General features: G+C 60.6%; 15 protein-coding genes. 1 reads left to right on the top strand and 14 read right to left on the bottom strand.

Annotated elements, in window-relative coordinates:
- Nucleotides 1-8: 8 nt before the first annotated feature.
- The 8 genes from fdxB to nifD all read right to left on the bottom strand — a co-directional run bounded on the left by fdxB (nt 9) and on the right by nifD (nt 7,710).
- Nucleotides 9-305: a ferredoxin III, nif-specific gene (fdxB, locus tag ACP2YO_RS13075; RefSeq protein WP_426441227.1), complete on the bottom strand. Its 297-nt coding sequence runs from the start codon at nt 303-305 to the stop codon at nt 9-11.
- A 12-nt stretch (nt 306-317) separates the two neighbouring features.
- Nucleotides 318-518: a CCE_0567 family metalloprotein gene (locus ACP2YO_RS13070; RefSeq protein ID WP_426441226.1), complete on the bottom strand. Its 201-nt coding sequence runs from the start codon at nt 516-518 to the stop codon at nt 318-320.
- A 9-nt stretch (nt 519-527) separates the two neighbouring features.
- Nucleotides 528-998, bottom strand: a complete 471-nt coding sequence (locus tag ACP2YO_RS13065) for a NifX-associated nitrogen fixation protein (RefSeq protein WP_426441225.1) — start codon at nt 996-998, stop codon at nt 528-530.
- Nucleotides 999-1,005: 7 nt separating this feature from the next.
- Entirely contained in the window at nt 1,006-1,401 is a 396-nt protein-coding gene (gene nifX, locus ACP2YO_RS13060; RefSeq protein WP_426441224.1) for a nitrogen fixation protein NifX, read from the bottom strand.
- Nucleotides 1,398-2,804, bottom strand: a complete 1,407-nt coding sequence (gene nifN / locus ACP2YO_RS13055) for a nitrogenase iron-molybdenum cofactor biosynthesis protein NifN (RefSeq protein ID WP_426441223.1) — start codon at nt 2,802-2,804, stop codon at nt 1,398-1,400. Before nifN ends, nifX begins: the two co-directional genes overlap by 4 nt.
- Nucleotides 2,805-2,814: 10 nt before the next feature.
- Nucleotides 2,815-4,482, bottom strand: a complete 1,668-nt coding sequence (gene nifE / locus ACP2YO_RS13050; RefSeq protein ID WP_426441222.1) for a nitrogenase iron-molybdenum cofactor biosynthesis protein NifE — start codon at nt 4,480-4,482, stop codon at nt 2,815-2,817.
- Between the two features lie 98 nt (nt 4,483-4,580).
- Nucleotides 4,581-6,137: a nitrogenase molybdenum-iron protein subunit beta gene (gene nifK, locus ACP2YO_RS13045; protein ID WP_426441221.1), complete on the bottom strand. Its 1,557-nt coding sequence runs from the start codon at nt 6,135-6,137 to the stop codon at nt 4,581-4,583.
- Between the two features lie 70 nt (nt 6,138-6,207).
- Nucleotides 6,208-7,710, bottom strand: a complete 1,503-nt coding sequence (gene nifD / locus ACP2YO_RS13040) for a nitrogenase molybdenum-iron protein alpha chain (protein WP_426443167.1) — start codon at nt 7,708-7,710, stop codon at nt 6,208-6,210.
- 711 nt (nt 7,711-8,421) lie between these two features.
- Between nifD and ACP2YO_RS13035 the strand changes: the two genes are divergently transcribed.
- Nucleotides 8,422-8,697 (top strand): hypothetical protein, encoded by a 276-nt coding sequence (locus tag ACP2YO_RS13035; protein WP_426441220.1) that lies wholly within the window; start codon nt 8,422-8,424, stop codon nt 8,695-8,697.
- Here the strand turns inward: ACP2YO_RS13035 and ACP2YO_RS13030 are convergent.
- From ACP2YO_RS13030 to ACP2YO_RS13005, 6 genes are read right to left on the bottom strand one after another with little or no spacing between them, the layout of a single operon-like run.
- Entirely contained in the window at nt 8,672-9,919 is a 1,248-nt protein-coding gene (locus ACP2YO_RS13030) for a cysteine desulfurase (protein ID WP_426441219.1), read from the bottom strand. The genes ACP2YO_RS13035 and ACP2YO_RS13030 overlap by 26 nt on opposite strands.
- Nucleotides 9,916-11,223: a Fe-S cluster assembly protein SufD gene (sufD, locus tag ACP2YO_RS13025; RefSeq protein WP_426441218.1), complete on the bottom strand. Its 1,308-nt coding sequence runs from the start codon at nt 11,221-11,223 to the stop codon at nt 9,916-9,918. Before sufD ends, ACP2YO_RS13030 begins: the two co-directional genes overlap by 4 nt.
- The gene (sufC, locus tag ACP2YO_RS13020; protein ID WP_426441217.1) at nt 11,220-11,996 is read right to left on the bottom strand and encodes a Fe-S cluster assembly ATPase SufC; all 777 of its coding nucleotides are present in this window, start codon (nt 11,994-11,996) and stop codon (nt 11,220-11,222) included. The genes sufD and sufC overlap by 4 nt, the downstream gene beginning before the upstream one ends.
- 59 nt (nt 11,997-12,055) lie before the next feature.
- Entirely contained in the window at nt 12,056-13,552 is a 1,497-nt protein-coding gene (gene sufB, locus ACP2YO_RS13015; protein ID WP_426441216.1) for a Fe-S cluster assembly protein SufB, read from the bottom strand.
- Nucleotides 13,546-13,734, bottom strand: a complete 189-nt coding sequence (locus tag ACP2YO_RS13010) for a hypothetical protein (protein WP_426441215.1) — start codon at nt 13,732-13,734, stop codon at nt 13,546-13,548. The genes sufB and ACP2YO_RS13010 overlap by 7 nt, the downstream gene beginning before the upstream one ends.
- A gap of 11 nt (nt 13,735-13,745) precedes the next feature.
- Nucleotides 13,746-13,940, bottom strand: coding sequence for a 4Fe-4S binding protein (locus tag ACP2YO_RS13005; protein ID WP_426441214.1), 195 nt, complete (start codon nt 13,938-13,940; stop codon nt 13,746-13,748).
- Nucleotides 13,941-14,814: the final 874 nt, after the last annotated feature.

Genomic DNA, 14,814 nt, shown 5'->3' with positions numbered 1-14,814 from the left:
GGCAGCTCTCAAGCCGCTTCTGCCGCGGCGGGCACGTGGGTCTGGCAGTTGGTCGGACAGACCCGGGCGCAGGCGCCGCAGCCGATGCAGGCGCCCTCGTCATTCATCACCATGATCTTCTTCTCGATCTCATCATCCTCGTCGTCGAGGTCGACAAGGTCGCCCTCCTCGTTGATCCCCTTCAATGTCATGACCTCGCGACCGCAGATCTTGAAGCACCGTCCGCAGCCGATACACTTTTCTGGATCGATCAAAATCAGGTAATCCGGCGTCCAGTCGCGACCGTCGCGCGTTGCAAATAACATGCTTGTGCCCTCTTACGCGTTTTCCAGCGCCTTCAGGTTCTCGCGCTTTTGCTCGAGCTCGGCAAAAGCGTCGTGCGCTCGCTGTGCCACTGCCAGGATCGAGCTCCAGTTGAGGGGCAATTCCTCCGAAAGGTCGTGCAGATCCATCTTGGCCTGCGTTGCCTTGCTCGACAGCTTTTTTATCTCTGCCTTCAGTGCTTCTAGATCGCTCATGAGCCGCCCTCAATAATTTGCCACATCCGGAAACTTCCGAATCATCTCGATGCCGCCTTCGATATGTTTGTCACCCTCGTCCGCAAGCTTTGCGAGATTGTCGAAGCCGAAGCGATGGACGTCGCGCAGCTGCTTGTTCACCACGATCAGACGGCCCCCGATCAGGACCATGCGGCCAAAGCCTTCGTGATGCATGTTCAGCATCGGCTGGATCATCGCTCCCGTCGCCTTCTCTATCGAGAGCGCGACCGCATTGAAAAATAGCTCCAGGCGCCAGACCGTATCGGGATCGGGATCGCCAACGATCGGCAGGGCGCGCCGCGTCTCCTTGCCGAGGATGTAGGGTTCGAGCAGCTCGAGATCGCTCTTGCCCTCCCAGGTCCCGTGGGTGTCCTGAGCTCGCCAGATCTTGACCAGCTCCTTGATGAACGGCGCAGCAAGAGCGCTGTCGGCTTGCCTAGCTTCTGGGGCCTTAGTCATGTCGTCCTCATTCATCGAAATCGAACGTACGCTCCTTTGCTTTGGCCAGCGCCTTGCGGAGCCAGGGCGGCGGCGTACCCTTCAGCACGCCTTGGAGCTTCTCGATCAGCGCCAGGATGTTCTCTGGCTCGTTCACTTTGATGGGATGTATCTTGTTCGCCACCACCCGCGCGGCGCCGGAGCCGCCGATGGCAGCGACATAGAGGATGGCGCAATCCTTGATCGCCTCAATCTTGGGCGCGAGCTTGTCATCGTTGCCGTCTTCCTTGAGATCGCCGTCGAACTGGACGGCCTTCAGAAATACGTGCCCGCCCGGCCCAACGTCATAGATGGCAAGGTTCTTGGCCCAACCGAAATGCGCATCGACGCGCCTCAAATCCTGGGTAGCGAATGCGACCTTCATGCAATCGAGCTCTCAGTTGCGTCGATGAAGCTGCGGCGGCCGGACCTCAAGGGCGGTGCCGAGGTCCGCCAGGTATCCGGCGTAGGCTGATGATTGTCCTCGCGGTCGGCGATGACGAGATTGGCGATATCGAAGATCAGATCACGCGTGCCGCGATAGCCGACGGTCAGCTGGTGTCCCGCGCCGATCCGATCGAACATCGGAAATCCCGCACGAAAAAACGGAATCTTCAGCCGTGCCGCCGCTTGACGGCCATGTGAATGCGTGATCAGCAGATCGCACCCCCCTCTCCGAGCCAGCTCTTCCAGATCCTCGAGATCTCCGATCAGCACCTCGTTGGTCCTGATCCGCTTCAGCACCGGCGACTGCGTGGTCGTCACGGCCGCCGTGACCTGCGCGCCCATCTCGTGCAGCATGCAGGACAGGTCGAATAACAGGTCAGGCTCGGCACCGATCGCGAGCTTGCGACCGCCGATATGAAAATGTGCATCCAGCATCGCATCGGCGAGCTGCCCGCGCTGGCGCCGATATTTTGATGGCACAGGGCGGCCGCTGATCTCGCTCAGGAAAGCGATGAATTCATCGTTGGGGATCAGACCGCACAGCCGCTCGAACAGGCGAAACGGCACCCCGGTCTTGGCCTGCATGGCTTCTGCCGCCCGCCGCATCTGTGTACCGATGGCAATGGTCCAGCCGGACTGGCCCATGCTCGCGACGTCGTCGACCCCGATGCCGCCAATGGTCGTCGGCGTAAACTCCTCGGGGATATGCCCGTCCAGCGATCCGGCCAGGTCGGGCAGGAAGGCTGGCTTCAGCCCAAAATCCTCCAAGATGGTTCTGAGTTCATCGAGGTCACCCGGGGAAAGGTGACATCCGGGTAGGACATTCACCCGCGCGGGATCACGTTTCGCCTCGGCCGCTGGCCGCGCCACCAGTAGCTCGACCATGCGCGCTACCGCCTTTTCCCAGCCGTCCTGAAATGCGTCCTTGAAATCCGGCGTCGAGACATAGACCAGAGGATAGTTGGCGAGCTGCGGGTGTTTCTTGCGGATCAGCTTGATGTAGCCATCGACATCATCGCCATTGGTCTCGGTCACCCCGGTCGAGCAGATTCCGATGATCTCCGGCTTGGTCCGATTGTAGATGTTCAGTATAGCCTGCTCGACATTATCATAGCCGCCGAGCACGGTCGTCATCTCACTCATCGCGGTGGTCTGTAGCGGCACCGCCTCCTTGAAATGCCGAACGAACAGCGTCAGCCCAAAGGATGTGCACCCTTGCGAGCCGTGCAGAAGCGGCATCGCCCCACGCAGGCCCATGAAAGCGAATGCTCCGCCGATCGGCTGACTCATCTTCAGCGGGTTGACCGCGCAGGCCTTGTTCGGCGTGATGACGATAGCCATGACGTTGTCCCTAATCCGCAGCCTGCGGCATGGCAGGCGGCAGGGGGGCCGACACGGCCGCCAGGATATCCTGGATCCTTCTCCTGCAGCAGCCGGCGACCGCGCTGCTGTGCTGTCTGACGGCTTCGACGCTGGTCAGACCATGCGAGCGGATTGCATCCTCGATCGTGCCGAGATCGACCGTATTGCAGAAGCAGACCTTTTTCGCACGCCGGGTTGTCTCCGCCGGCATCGGATCGGTGGCGATCTCGGCCTGCGCGTCCATCTGCTCCGCCATAGGCTTGGTCTTCTTGACCAGTTCGTCCCAGGGCGGCGCCCGGCGCAGCTGCTCCCACATCGGGTTGAACAGCGCCTTGTCGATCTCCTCGACCAGCTTCATCATGCCGACATAGCCCATATAGGCGTGGCAGCGCTCCTGGTTGATATCGAGCCAAGGCATCGCCGCTTTCAGTGCGATGAACTGCGTTTTGCCGCCTGAGAGCATGATGTCCGCTTTCGCGCCCTTCAGCATCTTGTACATTTCGCGCGGCGCCATTTCGTCGATCATATGGACGTCCTGCCGCATCAGCTCCCTGATACGCTCCTTGTCCTCCTTGGTGGATTTCTTGACACTGGTGCCGACCAACTCAAGCCCGGCCTCCTGCAGCGCCGCCAGCACGGACCAGGACTTCACGCCACCCGTGATGAGCAACGCCCTCTTCCCCGCAAGGCGGGACTTGTAGGATTCGATTGCGGCCCACGCGCGCGCCTCCTCCCGCGCGACTACCGCCTCGGTACGCTCGATCAGATCTTCCGGCGCGCCGCGCTCGACCAGCACTCGCGCAATGTTGCGGAGTGAATCACTGGAGTCCTGGATGCCGTAGAATGAGCCTTCGAAGAACGGAATGCCGTAACGCTGCTCCATTTTGCGCGCGACATTGATCATCGCCTTCGAACACACCAGCATGGCTGCGCGCGCCCGATGCGACGAGGCGACGTCGCGATATTTCCCATCCCCCGAGATGCAGGAGAGGATGCGGATCCCGAGCTCGTCAAACAGCGGCTTGACCTGCCAAAGCTCGCCCGACAAGTTGTATTCGCCGATCAAGTTGATGTCGTAGGGCGTGGTGTAGTCCGGCTCTTCGGTGCCGATGACATGGTCAAGCAACGCTTGCCCGGCAAGCTTGTTGCCGAGGTTTTTCGAACCTACGAAGCCGGGCGCATTGACCGGAATCACCGGCTTGCCGAATTTCTGAGACGCCGCCTTGCAGACCGCATTGATGTCGTCGCCGATCATGGCCGGAATGCAGGTTTGATAGACGAAAATTGCCGGCGGATTGTATTTCTCCAAAATCTCCCGGATTGCCTTATAAAGTCGCTTCTCACCGCCGAACACGATGTCGGTTTCGGTCATGTCAGTGGTGAAGCCCGTGCGCCAGATGCTGGCACCGGATGAAGCTGCGCCGCGATTGTCCCAGGAATTACCCTCACAGGCGATCGGGCCGTGCACCAGATGGGCCACGTCGGTAAACGGCTGCAGCGCGATCTTGGCGCCATCGAGAGCGCACCCGCCCGCCGCCCTGCCCGGCTGCGGTTGCTTGGTGCAGCCCTTCCTGCGCTCAACCTCCGACTTGTTGGTGTTCTTGGCGCAGCCCGGCTCGTTGAAGACATCCTGGATCCTGGCCGAAAGCGAACTCATCGGTCTCTCCTCTCAACCGAAATGATGTGCAAAGATCAGCACTCGTACGCTTAAGCCATCGCCAATGTTTGCCGGCGATGGCTTGGCGTCGTTGGTCATCAACGAATGATATCAAAGCTATAGTCGGTGCCCGGCACGCTGGTCTTCTTGTCGATCTCGTCGAAGATCTTGTCGAGAATCTTCACCAAAACGTTCATGCTGCCTTGATAGCCCCACACCGGAGAGCGGTGATGGTGATGCCGATCAAAAATTGGGAACCCGATGCGGATCAGCGGCGTGCCGGTATCGCGCTCCAGATACTTGCCATGCGTGTTACCGATCAGGAAGTCGACCGGTTCAGTGAACAGCAGCGAGCGCATATGCCAGAGGTCTCGTCCTGGATAGGCATGGCAGTTCTGCCCAAACGGCGAACTCGCAAACAACGCCTGCATCTTACGCTCCCAGGCCTTGTTGCCGTTCGTGGACAGCACATGGACCGGTTCGGCGCCAAGTTCGAGCAGGAACGCAGCCAGCCCATAGCAGAGGTCCGGATCGCCGTAGATCGCGAATTTCTTGCCATGGATATGCGTGCTGGAGTCAGCCATTGCGTCGACCAAGCGGCCGCGCTCTCGCGCCAGCTGCTCCGGGATTTCCTTCCTGCTGATGCGCGACAGCGCCATGAGGAACTCATCCGTTGCCGACACGCCCACCGGATAGTTGAAAGCCACGATCTCCTGGCCATGGTCGGCGATGAAGGCGAGCGTCTTTTCCGTACACCACTGCTGCATGGATACCGTCGCCTTGGCGTGAACCGCGTTTGCGGCATCCTCCAGCGTGGTGCCGCCGTCATACATTCGAAACTCGCCGTCGCCCGGCGTATCCAGCACATCGGAATTGTCGGCGAGGATGGTGTAGCGGATGCCCATCAGTTCGAAGATGCGCTTGATCTCGCGGAGATTGCCGACAGTGTAGCCGTCAAAGCCACCGATAAAGTTGATCTTCTCGTTCGGCGCGCGTTCGAGTTTCGGCACTGTTCCGGCTTTACCGTCCCAGAAATGCTCCAGGATGCCCTTCAGCGCATTATCGTAACCGGTGACGTGGCTGCCGACGAAGGCTGGCGTGTGCGCGAACGGCACATCGAAATCATTTGGAACGGAGCCTTTTTCTTTGGACGTCTTGATGAAGGCGTTCAGGTCGTCGCCGATCACCTCCGCCATGCAGGTTGTGGAGACCGCAATCATCTTGGGCTTGTACATGTTATAGCTGTTCGCAAGCCCGTCGATCATGTTGTTCAGGCCGCCGAATACCGCAGCGTCTTCGGTCATCGACGAGGAGACGCAGGAGCTCGGCTCCTTGAAGTGCCGCGACAGATGGCTGCGATAATAGGCCACACAGCCCTGGGAGCCGTGCACGAAGGGCAATGTCCCCTCGAATCCAACGGAGGCGAACACCGCGCCAAGCGGCTGGCAAGCCTTGGCCGGGTTGACCATCAGCGCTTCCCGCGCGAAATTCTTTTCGCGATATTCGACCGTCTTCGACCAGTCCCTGATGCGTTCGACCTCTGCGGGGTCGCGAGGGTTCTCGAACATCTGCTTCTTGTTGGCCAGCATCTGCTGGTATTCCGGACCGCGGAACAGCTCGACGTGATCGAGCACGTGTTCTGCATTCTGTGCCATTGGTGGGATCCTCTCGAAAATCGTGATCAAACTCGGCCCGAGTCTTGGGAAGAGACCCGGAAAACGTCAGTTATTCCGCAGCCAAGAGCCTCGGTACCGCGACATCCTTCCAGGGCGCCTTGGTCTTCTTCCAAACCGGTGAGTTGATAGCCATGTCCATGTCGCGCGCGAAAATCGCAAAGCCGTCATAACCGTGGTACGGACCCGAATAATCCCAGGAGTGCATCTGCCGGAACGGCACACCCATCTTCTGGAACACATATTTTTCCTTGATGCCCGAGCCGACCAGGTCGGGTTTCATCTTCTCGACGAAGCGCTCAAACTCGTAGCCATTGACATCATCGTAAATAAGCGTGCCGTCCTTGACGTAGTGCTGGGCCGTGCGCTGATAGTCGTCGTTGTGGCCGAACTCGTATCCGGTACCGACGACTTCCATGCCGAGGTCCTCGTATGCGCCGATCACATGTCGCGGGCGTAGTCCGCCGACGAACAGCATCACGGTCTTGCCTTCCAGGCGCGGGCGATATTTTGCGACCACCGCCTCGACCAGCGGTTGATATTTTGCAATCACCCGCTCGGCCCCCTCCTTGATCTTGTCGTCAAAATAGCCCGCTATCCTGCGCAGCGACTCGGCAATTTTTGAGGGACCGAAGAAATTGTATTCGCACCATGGAATACCGAACTTCTCCTCCATATGGCGGGATATGTAGTTCATCGAGCGGTAGCAATGCAGCACGTTAAGCTTCGCCTTCGGCGTTGCCTCGAGCTCGGCCAGCGAACCGTCGCCGGACCACTGCGCGATCACGCGCAGCCCCATTTCTTCCAACAGGATTCGAGATGACCAGGCGTCACCGCCGATATTGTAGTCTCCGATGATCGCCACGTCGTAGGCCGTCGGCTCGAACTTCGGCTTGTCCTCGGGCGTAAGCCTGTCGAATATCCAATCACGCACCGCGTCGTTGGCAATGTGGTGGCCGAGCGACTGCGATACGCCGCGGAAGCCCTCGCAGCGAACCGGAACGATCGTCTTGCCGCCAAATTCCTTCGACTTCGCTTTGGATACGGCCTCGATATCGTCGCCGATCAGGCCAATCGGGCATTCCGACTGGATGGTGATGCCGTTGTTGAGCGGAAACAGCTCCTCGAGCTCGTCAATAAGTTTGACGAGCTTCTTGTCGCCGCCGAACACGATATCCTTTTCCTGGAAGTCGGAGGTGAACTGCAAAGTGACGAAACTATCGATGCCTGTCGTGCCGGCGTAGTAGTTGCGTCGCGAGCCCCACGAGTACTGACCACAGCCGACTGGACCGTGGCTGATATGGATCATGTCCTTGATTGGCCCCCAGACCACGCCCTTGGAACCGGCGTAGGCACAACCGCGGATCGTCATCACGCCGGGAATGGATTTAAGATTGGACTTCACTCCGCAATCCGACTTGCCGGCCTCGTGAACGTTCAAATGCTTGGCGCGCCGTTTCGCGGTCTTCTCCGGATAGATCTTCAGCACCTCCTGGACGAGCTCTTTGTTGCGGGCCTTGATCTCTGCGATGCTCTGGGTGGTGACGAGACTCATGCTGGTATCCTTATGAGGTTTCCCGTTGCGACGACGGCTCTCAACCAAGCGTTTTGCAACGACCGTGCCAGCCCCGCGCAAGCGCAAAAGCTCCGTGCAGTTGCAAGAAGATGGGCGTATTCGGCGAGACTGGACGGGCCGTTGTCGCAAACCCGACACCGGGGGAGTATCCGCAGACGGACATGCTTGCGCCTGTGCGATAGAAAACAAGGACGAGCACGCATGGCGTTTCACCGCCGATGTTTTATTGAGAAGCCGCGGCACGTCGGCCGTGCTTGGCGCGCCCGCGGGCGGAAAGCGGAACGTAGCGAGGCGAAGCAGCGCGGCGAGCTCCACCAGCCAGGACCCGCGTCAGCACCATCCACCGCCGCGAAGGGGCGACCGCTGCTCACCTTGATGAGGGGGCGGCAAATGCCACCCATTCTGGGTGGCCGCGCCGCCATCTGGATCGCAATGCCATCTTGCCGACCAGCTACCAAGATCGCCGAAACCGCCCCGCCGACGCGGTTGCCGGAGCACGGCTTCCGCGAGGATCACAGTCGGTCGTTCGAACGGATACCGCGCCACAGCCTGCCACATGCCCGGATCCAGGCCGCGCCAACCGATGCGTTGAGGCGTTACGGCTTAAAAGCCGATTATCCCGAGCTATCCATCGATCCGGCAAGACCAGCCTTGCCGCGAGCGCGTATGATGGAGAGGACGCCCTGCGTCATGAGCTCGACGCTCGTCGAGCTGACCGAGAAGGCGCTCCCTCTGCCGCGCGATTTCGATATCGCCCGGATAGACCAGCGCCTCGCCGATGTTCATCCCGCGGACCACGCCGTCGTTCTTGATCGGTGCTACCGAACGGACTTCCTCACCCAGGCGCAATTTGCGCGTGATATGGGTTCACACAGGTGCGGCGATACGCGGCGTGAGCGGCGGAACTATCCATTTCGGCTTGGGGTCCCCGGCCGCCTGTTCATGAGAACAGCTTATGGGCGGTGATAAGCGCGTCTGCGAGGGCATCAACTTCCGCATACGTGTTGTAGAGGGCCAGCGACGCACGGCACGTCGCTGGCACACCAAGGCGCTTGATCAATGGCATTGCGCAGTGCGTGCCGGCACGCACCGCGATGCCCTGCCGGTCGATGATGGTCGCGACATCGTGGGGATGGGCGCCCTTCAGCTCGAACGAGATCACCGGTCCCTTGCCTTTCGCAGTGCCGACCAGCCGCACCGAATTGATCTCACGCAGGCGTCCTTCCGCATATTCCGCGAGATCCTGCTCATGCGCGGTGATACGCTCCTTGCCGATCGAATTGACATAATCGATGGCCGCACCCAAACCTATGGCCTGGACAATCGGCGGCGTGCCGGCTTCAAACTTGTGCGGCGGATCGCCATAGGTGACGCAGTCCTGCGCCACCTCGCGGATCATCTCGCCGCCGCCGTTGAAGGGCGGCATCGCGACGAGGTGCGCGTGCCTGGCATAGAGCACACCGATGCCCGTCGGCCCGTAGAGCTTGTGGCCGGTGAAGACGTAGAAATCGCAATCGATGTCCTGCACATCGGCCGGCAGGTGCACGGCGCCCTGCGCGCCATCGACCAGCACCTTGATACCGTGGGCGCGCGCCAATTTGATCACATCCTTGACCGGCACCAAAGTGCCAAGCACGTTTGACATCTGCGTGATCGCAATCAGCTTGGTGCGGGGGGTAATGAGCTTTTCGAACTCCTCGATCAGAAAGTTTCCGCGGTCGTCAACCGGCGCCCATTTGATCACGGCGCCATGTCGTTCCCTTAGGAAATGCCAGGGCACGATGTTGGAATGGTGTTCCATGATCGAGAGCACGATCTCGTCGCCCTCGCCGATATTCGGCACGCCGTAAGACCAGGCCACGAGGTTGATCGCCTCGGTGGCGTTGCGGGTAAAGATAATCTCTTCTGAGCGGCGGGCGTTGACGAACTGCGCCGCCTTGGTCCTGGCCCCCTCATAGGCCTCGGTTGCGGCATTGGCGAGGTAGTGCAGGCCGCGATGCACATTCGCATATTCGTTTGTATAGGCCTGCATGAGGCGGTCAAGCACCGCCCTCGGTTTCTGGGCCGAGGCAGCATTGTCGAGATAGACCAGCGGCTTGCCATACACCTGCATGGCAAGTGCCGGGAAGTCCTCACGAATGCGCAGCACATCGTAGGCGTTGCCGCAAACCGCCGGATGTGTACTCATCGCCGTGTCTCCAGCCAGCGTGCGACCTCGGCACTCACGAACTCGCGCAGACCATCGTCTGCGATCTTCTCGACCGCCTCGCCGAGGAACGCCCGGATCAGGAGGGACTGCGCCTCCTTCTCAGGCAGGCCGCGCGCCCGCAGATAGAACAAGAGGCTGTCGTCGAGCGCGCCTGATGTCGTCGCATGGCCGCAGGTGACATCGTCAGCGAAGATTTGCAGCTCCGGCTTGTTGTCGGCCTCGGCCGCGTCGGACAAGAGCAGCGACCGTATCGTCATCGTGCCCTCCGCTTTCTGCGCGTTAACGATGATGCGCCCCTGGAATACGGAATGGCCGCGGTCGTCGACAACGGCGCGGAACGTCTCTCCGCTCGTGCAATGCGGCGCGGCATGGTCAATCAGCAGCATGGTGTCACCGTGCTGGCTGTCCTTGAGCAGGTTGACGCCATTGACGGAGAGCTCGGACCGCGCACCCACCAGTGTGACGAAACCCTGATAACGGCTGACGGCGCCGCCGCAGGTCATGTTGAAACAATTGACTGTCGCTTTCGCGCCGACCGTGATTATGCTCGAGGAGATGTTTGCGGCGTCAGTTGCATCAGCCAACACGCGCAGATGCGAAAGATTCGCTCCTTCATCAATCCAGACGATCACGACGTCGTGAGACTGATAGGCGCTCGCGCCATCGGCCGCAACAAAGTTCTCGACCAGGGTGGCCTGCGCGCCCTTGCCAAGCCTCAGATGCGAGCGCGTGAATGCCGACGACGACGGCTTCGTCGCGACGTGAATGATCTGGATCGGACGGATCAGCGCGATACCATCGTCAACCGTGACCACGACGCCGTCAGTGACCATCGCGGCGTTCAGCGAGATCATCGCATCTGTTGTCAGACTGATAAGCAAGTCGGCCCTGGCTGGGTTCTCCAGAATCTCCCGCACCGTCCGGACGTTGACGCCCTTGCCGATAGCTGCGACGTCGGACAGGTCAGGCGCAAACACGCCGTCGACCAGCACCAGCTTGGCCGATCCCTCGAGCGCTGTCTGCGCGACCGCGGCTTCCGCACGCACCAGCGCGGCCGCATCGGGGTGGGGTGCGAGCGGCAGCACCTCGGGCATCAGCGCCCGCAGATCGGTGTATTTCCAGTCCTCGAGCCGCGGGTGCGGCAGACCGGCGCGCTCGAATGCCTCGAACGCGTGGGCGCGAGCATCAGCGACGGCGCCGGCACCAGGTAACCGTCCCCGCGCGGCGGTAAAAACGCCCCTCGCCGCGCGATCGGGGTTGGTATTTGCCAGAATCAGATTCATCGGAATATCCTTAGCGCGGTCAGTCCGCGTCCCCGGAATTTCGCATAGCCGGACGCCTCGAGCTCGAGCGCCAGCTCCTTGCCGCCGCTTTTGACGACCCGGCCCTTCGACATCACGTGCACGACATCGGGCACGATGTAATTCAAGAGACGCTGATAGTGGGTGATCACGACCATCGCACGCTCCGGCGAGCGCAGCGCGTTGACGCCGTCGGCCGCGATCCGCAGCGCGTCGATGTCGAGGCCGGAATCCATTTCGTCGAGGATGCAGACGGCCGGCTCGAACAGCGCCATCTGCAGGATCTCGTTGCGCTTCTTCTCGCCGCCGGAGAAGCCGACATTGACGCCGCGCTTCAGCATGTCCTGCGGGATGTTCAACGACTTGGCGACCTCGCGAACCTTCTTGAGGAACGCCGGCGACGACATCTCGTCCTCGCCGCGCGCCTTGCGCTGCGCGTTCAGTGCCGCATGCAGGAAGTTCCAGGTGGTGACGCCGGGAATCTCGACCGGATACTGGAACGCCAGGAACACGCCCTTCGCGGCACGCTCATTGGGCGCCATCTCCAGCAGGTCCTCGCCCTTGAACAGGACCTGCCCGCCGGTGACTTCATAGCCCGGCTTGCCGGCGATGACGTGGGAGAGCGTCGATTTGCCGGAGCCGTTCGGCCCCATGATCGCATGGACCTCGCCCGGGTTCACCGTGAGCGACAACCCGTGGAGGATCTCACGCTCCTCGACGCGGACTTTCAGATCTTTCACTTCAAGTAGTGACATCACAATCTTCCTGAGCATCATCCCGAGGCGCGTCATTCGCGACCCTTGGCGGGATGGGTTTAACCAACCGAACCTTCAAGGCTGATCGAGATCAGCTTCTGCGCTTCCACCGCGAACTCCATCGGCAGTTGCTGCAGCACATCTTTCACGAAGCCGTTGACGACGAGGCCGACGGCTTCCTCTTGGCTGAGCCCGCGCTGGATGCAGTAGAACAGCACGTCCTCTGAGATTTTCGAGGTCGTGGCCTCATGCTCGAACGTCGCAGACGAATTCTTGGCTTCGACGTACGGCACTGTATGCGCGCCGCATTTGTCGCCGATCAGAAGCGAGTCGCAGGCGGTGTAGTTGCGCGCGCCAGTCGCCTTGCGATGGGCGCTGACCAGGCCGCGATAGGTATTCTGCGATTTGCCGGCGGCGATGCCCTTGGAGATGATCCGGCTCGACGTGTTCTTGCCGAGGTGGATCATCTTGGTGCCGCTATCGACTTGCTGGAAACCGTTCGAGATCGCGATCGAGTAGAACTCGCCGCTCGAATTGTCGCCGCGCAGGATGCAGCTCGGATATTTCCAGGTGATGGCCGAGCCGGTCTCGACCTGGGTCCAGGAGATCTTCGAATTCTTACCCCGGCAGTCGCCACGCTTGGTGACGAAATTGTAGATGCCGCCCTTGCCTTCCGAATTGCCAGGGTACCAGTTCTGCACCGTCGAATATTTGATCTCGGCGTCGTCGAGCGTGACGAGTTCGACCACGGCGGCGTGCAACTGGTTCTCGTCGCGCTGCGGCGCGGTGCAGCCTTCGAGATAGGAGACGTAGGCGCCCTTGTCGGCGATGATCAGCGTGCGCTCAAACTGGCCGGTGTTGCGCTCGTTGATGCGGAAATAGGTCGACAGCTCCATCGGGCAGCGCACGCCCGGCGGCACGTAGACGAACGAACCGTCGGAAAACACCGCCGAGTTCAGCGTCGCGAAATAGTTGTCAGACGTCGGCACGACAGTGCCGAGATATTTCTTCACGAGTTCGGGATGCTCGCGGATCGCCTCGGAGATCGGCATGAAGATCACGCCGGCGGCCTTCAATTCCTTCTGGAAGGTGGTCGCGACGGAAACCGAATCGAACACGGCGTCGACCGCGATCTTGCGGTTGGCCGATGGCGCGCCACCCGGCGGCGGTTCGACGCCTTCCAGGATCGCGACCTCGCGCAAGGGAATGCCGAGCTTCTCGTAGGTCTTCAGGATTTCCGGATCGATCTCGTCGATCGACGACGGCGTCTTCGTCGGCTTCGGCGCCGAGTAGTAATAGAGATCCTGGTAGTCGATCTTGGGATAGTTGACCCGGGCCCAGGTCGGCTCGGTCATGGTCAGCCAGCGGCGGAATGCCTCCAGGCGCCATTCCAGCATCCAGGCGGGCTCATTCTTCTTTGCAGAGATGAAGCGGACGGTGTCCTCCGACAGCCCCTTGGGGGCCTTGTCGGACTCGATCAGGGTCTCAAACCCATATCGATACTGGTCGACGTCGATGCGCCGGACGCGCTCGACCGTCTCTTGTACAGCTACCATTGTGCGCTCCGCTCTGGCAGGGTCGATCCCCGACGGTTGTGGCATGCACGCTCCACCGCATAGGCCAACGGGTCAGTCACGGCAAGCGCGAGTTCGGCGACCATTCCAATCAGGCGGCCAATCAGAAAGGCGGCTGCGGCCGATTGAACCCCAATCTTGCTTCGCCTGATGAACGCGCTCATCGGCCGCTCCTCTATGACCGCACGCAGGTGTTGGGAACGGGGCAGACAGCGGCGCATTGCGGCGTGTCGAAATGCCCGTCGCATTCGGTGCATTTCTTTGGATCAATCACATACAGGTCGCTCTTGAGGATGATTGCCGCGTTGGGACATTCGAACTCACATGCGCCGCAGACGGTGCACTGGGACACGACTATCATGTAAGCCATCGTGACGGATCCTGGGGAAGCGATGCGGGACGCCTTCGTCCTTTCAAGGCTCGTGCCAAACGCCGACGCCTGATTAATCTTGCCTGTTTTGCGTGTCGCAGGAACCCTCGGCGCAATGGCGTGTCCAACCCCCGACACTCGGGGTCACGTCGCTTGATCTGCAATAGCAGCGCGCTCCGCGCCTCGGACGGCTCACCTCGCTCTTAACGGGCGGCGTTACTTTTTTGTCGATTCTCCTGCCGGAGCGCAGGCGCGGCGTTGGGGCCAGCTATCCCGACCACCGACGAAGACCGCCATACCCCAAGCGGCCGAAGCTATATTCCGCCAACGCTCCGCCTTGCGGCGGTCAACATTTGCCCCACTGCGTAAGCAGGTCTGCAAGTTTTTAGATACTCACGCAATTTGCCTCCCGAGAAGGGGCTTGAATCGCACGCGGCGTCAGATTGTAGATTGCGAGACTCTCCGGTCGTGCATGATTTCCTGACGGTGAAAGAAATGCGAATGCCTCACACCCTTAAGGTCGCACTGCGCGACCCCGTCATTCTCCCCGAGCGCTCGTCGCGGCGAGCGATTGTCAACACGGCCTATGCCCAGGCGATAGAACCACCACCGACTCCACTTGCGCCGGGATTAGGACAATCGCGTCCAGAGCAGGGATGGCAGTCTTCGCGTCGCCCTTGGGCGATGGAATAGCAAGCTGATTCCGGGTTCAACATCGGAGGGTTCGGCGCTGTTCGTTACGCGAGCTGAACTGCAGGCGGCAATACCACCCGAACCACATGCATGACGGTGCCGATGCGCAAACGAACTCGCCAATGTTCGCTGCCCCTCGATGACCTGCAGCGTCGGGACGTGCCTGACTGGATCTCGGCAT

Origin of the sequence: Bradyrhizobium genosp. P, assembly GCF_049949265.1 — a bacterium.
GTDB lineage: Bacteria > Pseudomonadota > Alphaproteobacteria > Rhizobiales > Xanthobacteraceae > Bradyrhizobium.
Note: the sequence above shows the minus strand (reverse complement) of the source record. Positions and strands in the feature narration are given on the sequence as shown.

Coding starts and splice junctions, on each gene's coding strand:
- fdxB (WP_426441227.1), bottom strand. CDS start 305: ATGTTATTTGCAACGCGCGACGGTCGCGACTGGACGCCGGATTACCTG.
- ACP2YO_RS13070 (WP_426441226.1), bottom strand. CDS start 518: ATGAGCGATCTAGAAGCACTGAAGGCAGAGATAAAAAAGCTGTCGAGC.
- ACP2YO_RS13065 (WP_426441225.1), bottom strand. CDS start 998: ATGACTAAGGCCCCAGAAGCTAGGCAAGCCGACAGCGCTCTTGCTGCG.
- nifX (WP_426441224.1), bottom strand. CDS start 1,401: ATGAAGGTCGCATTCGCTACCCAGGATTTGAGGCGCGTCGATGCGCAT.
- nifN (WP_426441223.1), bottom strand. CDS start 2,804: ATGGCTATCGTCATCACGCCGAACAAGGCCTGCGCGGTCAACCCGCTG.
- nifE (WP_426441222.1), bottom strand. CDS start 4,482: ATGAGTTCGCTTTCGGCCAGGATCCAGGATGTCTTCAACGAGCCGGGC.
- nifK (WP_426441221.1), bottom strand. CDS start 6,137: ATGGCACAGAATGCAGAACACGTGCTCGATCACGTCGAGCTGTTCCGC.
- nifD (WP_426443167.1), bottom strand. CDS start 7,710: ATGAGTCTCGTCACCACCCAGAGCATCGCAGAGATCAAGGCCCGCAAC.
- ACP2YO_RS13035 (WP_426441220.1), top strand. CDS start 8,422: ATGAGCTCGACGCTCGTCGAGCTGACCGAGAAGGCGCTCCCTCTGCCG.
- ACP2YO_RS13030 (WP_426441219.1), bottom strand. CDS start 9,919: ATGAGTACACATCCGGCGGTTTGCGGCAACGCCTACGATGTGCTGCGC.
- sufD (WP_426441218.1), bottom strand. CDS start 11,223: ATGAATCTGATTCTGGCAAATACCAACCCCGATCGCGCGGCGAGGGGC.
- sufC (WP_426441217.1), bottom strand. CDS start 11,996: ATGTCACTACTTGAAGTGAAAGATCTGAAAGTCCGCGTCGAGGAGCGT.
- sufB (WP_426441216.1), bottom strand. CDS start 13,552: ATGGTAGCTGTACAAGAGACGGTCGAGCGCGTCCGGCGCATCGACGTC.
- ACP2YO_RS13010 (WP_426441215.1), bottom strand. CDS start 13,734: ATGAGCGCGTTCATCAGGCGAAGCAAGATTGGGGTTCAATCGGCCGCA.
- ACP2YO_RS13005 (WP_426441214.1), bottom strand. CDS start 13,940: ATGGCTTACATGATAGTCGTGTCCCAGTGCACCGTCTGCGGCGCATGT.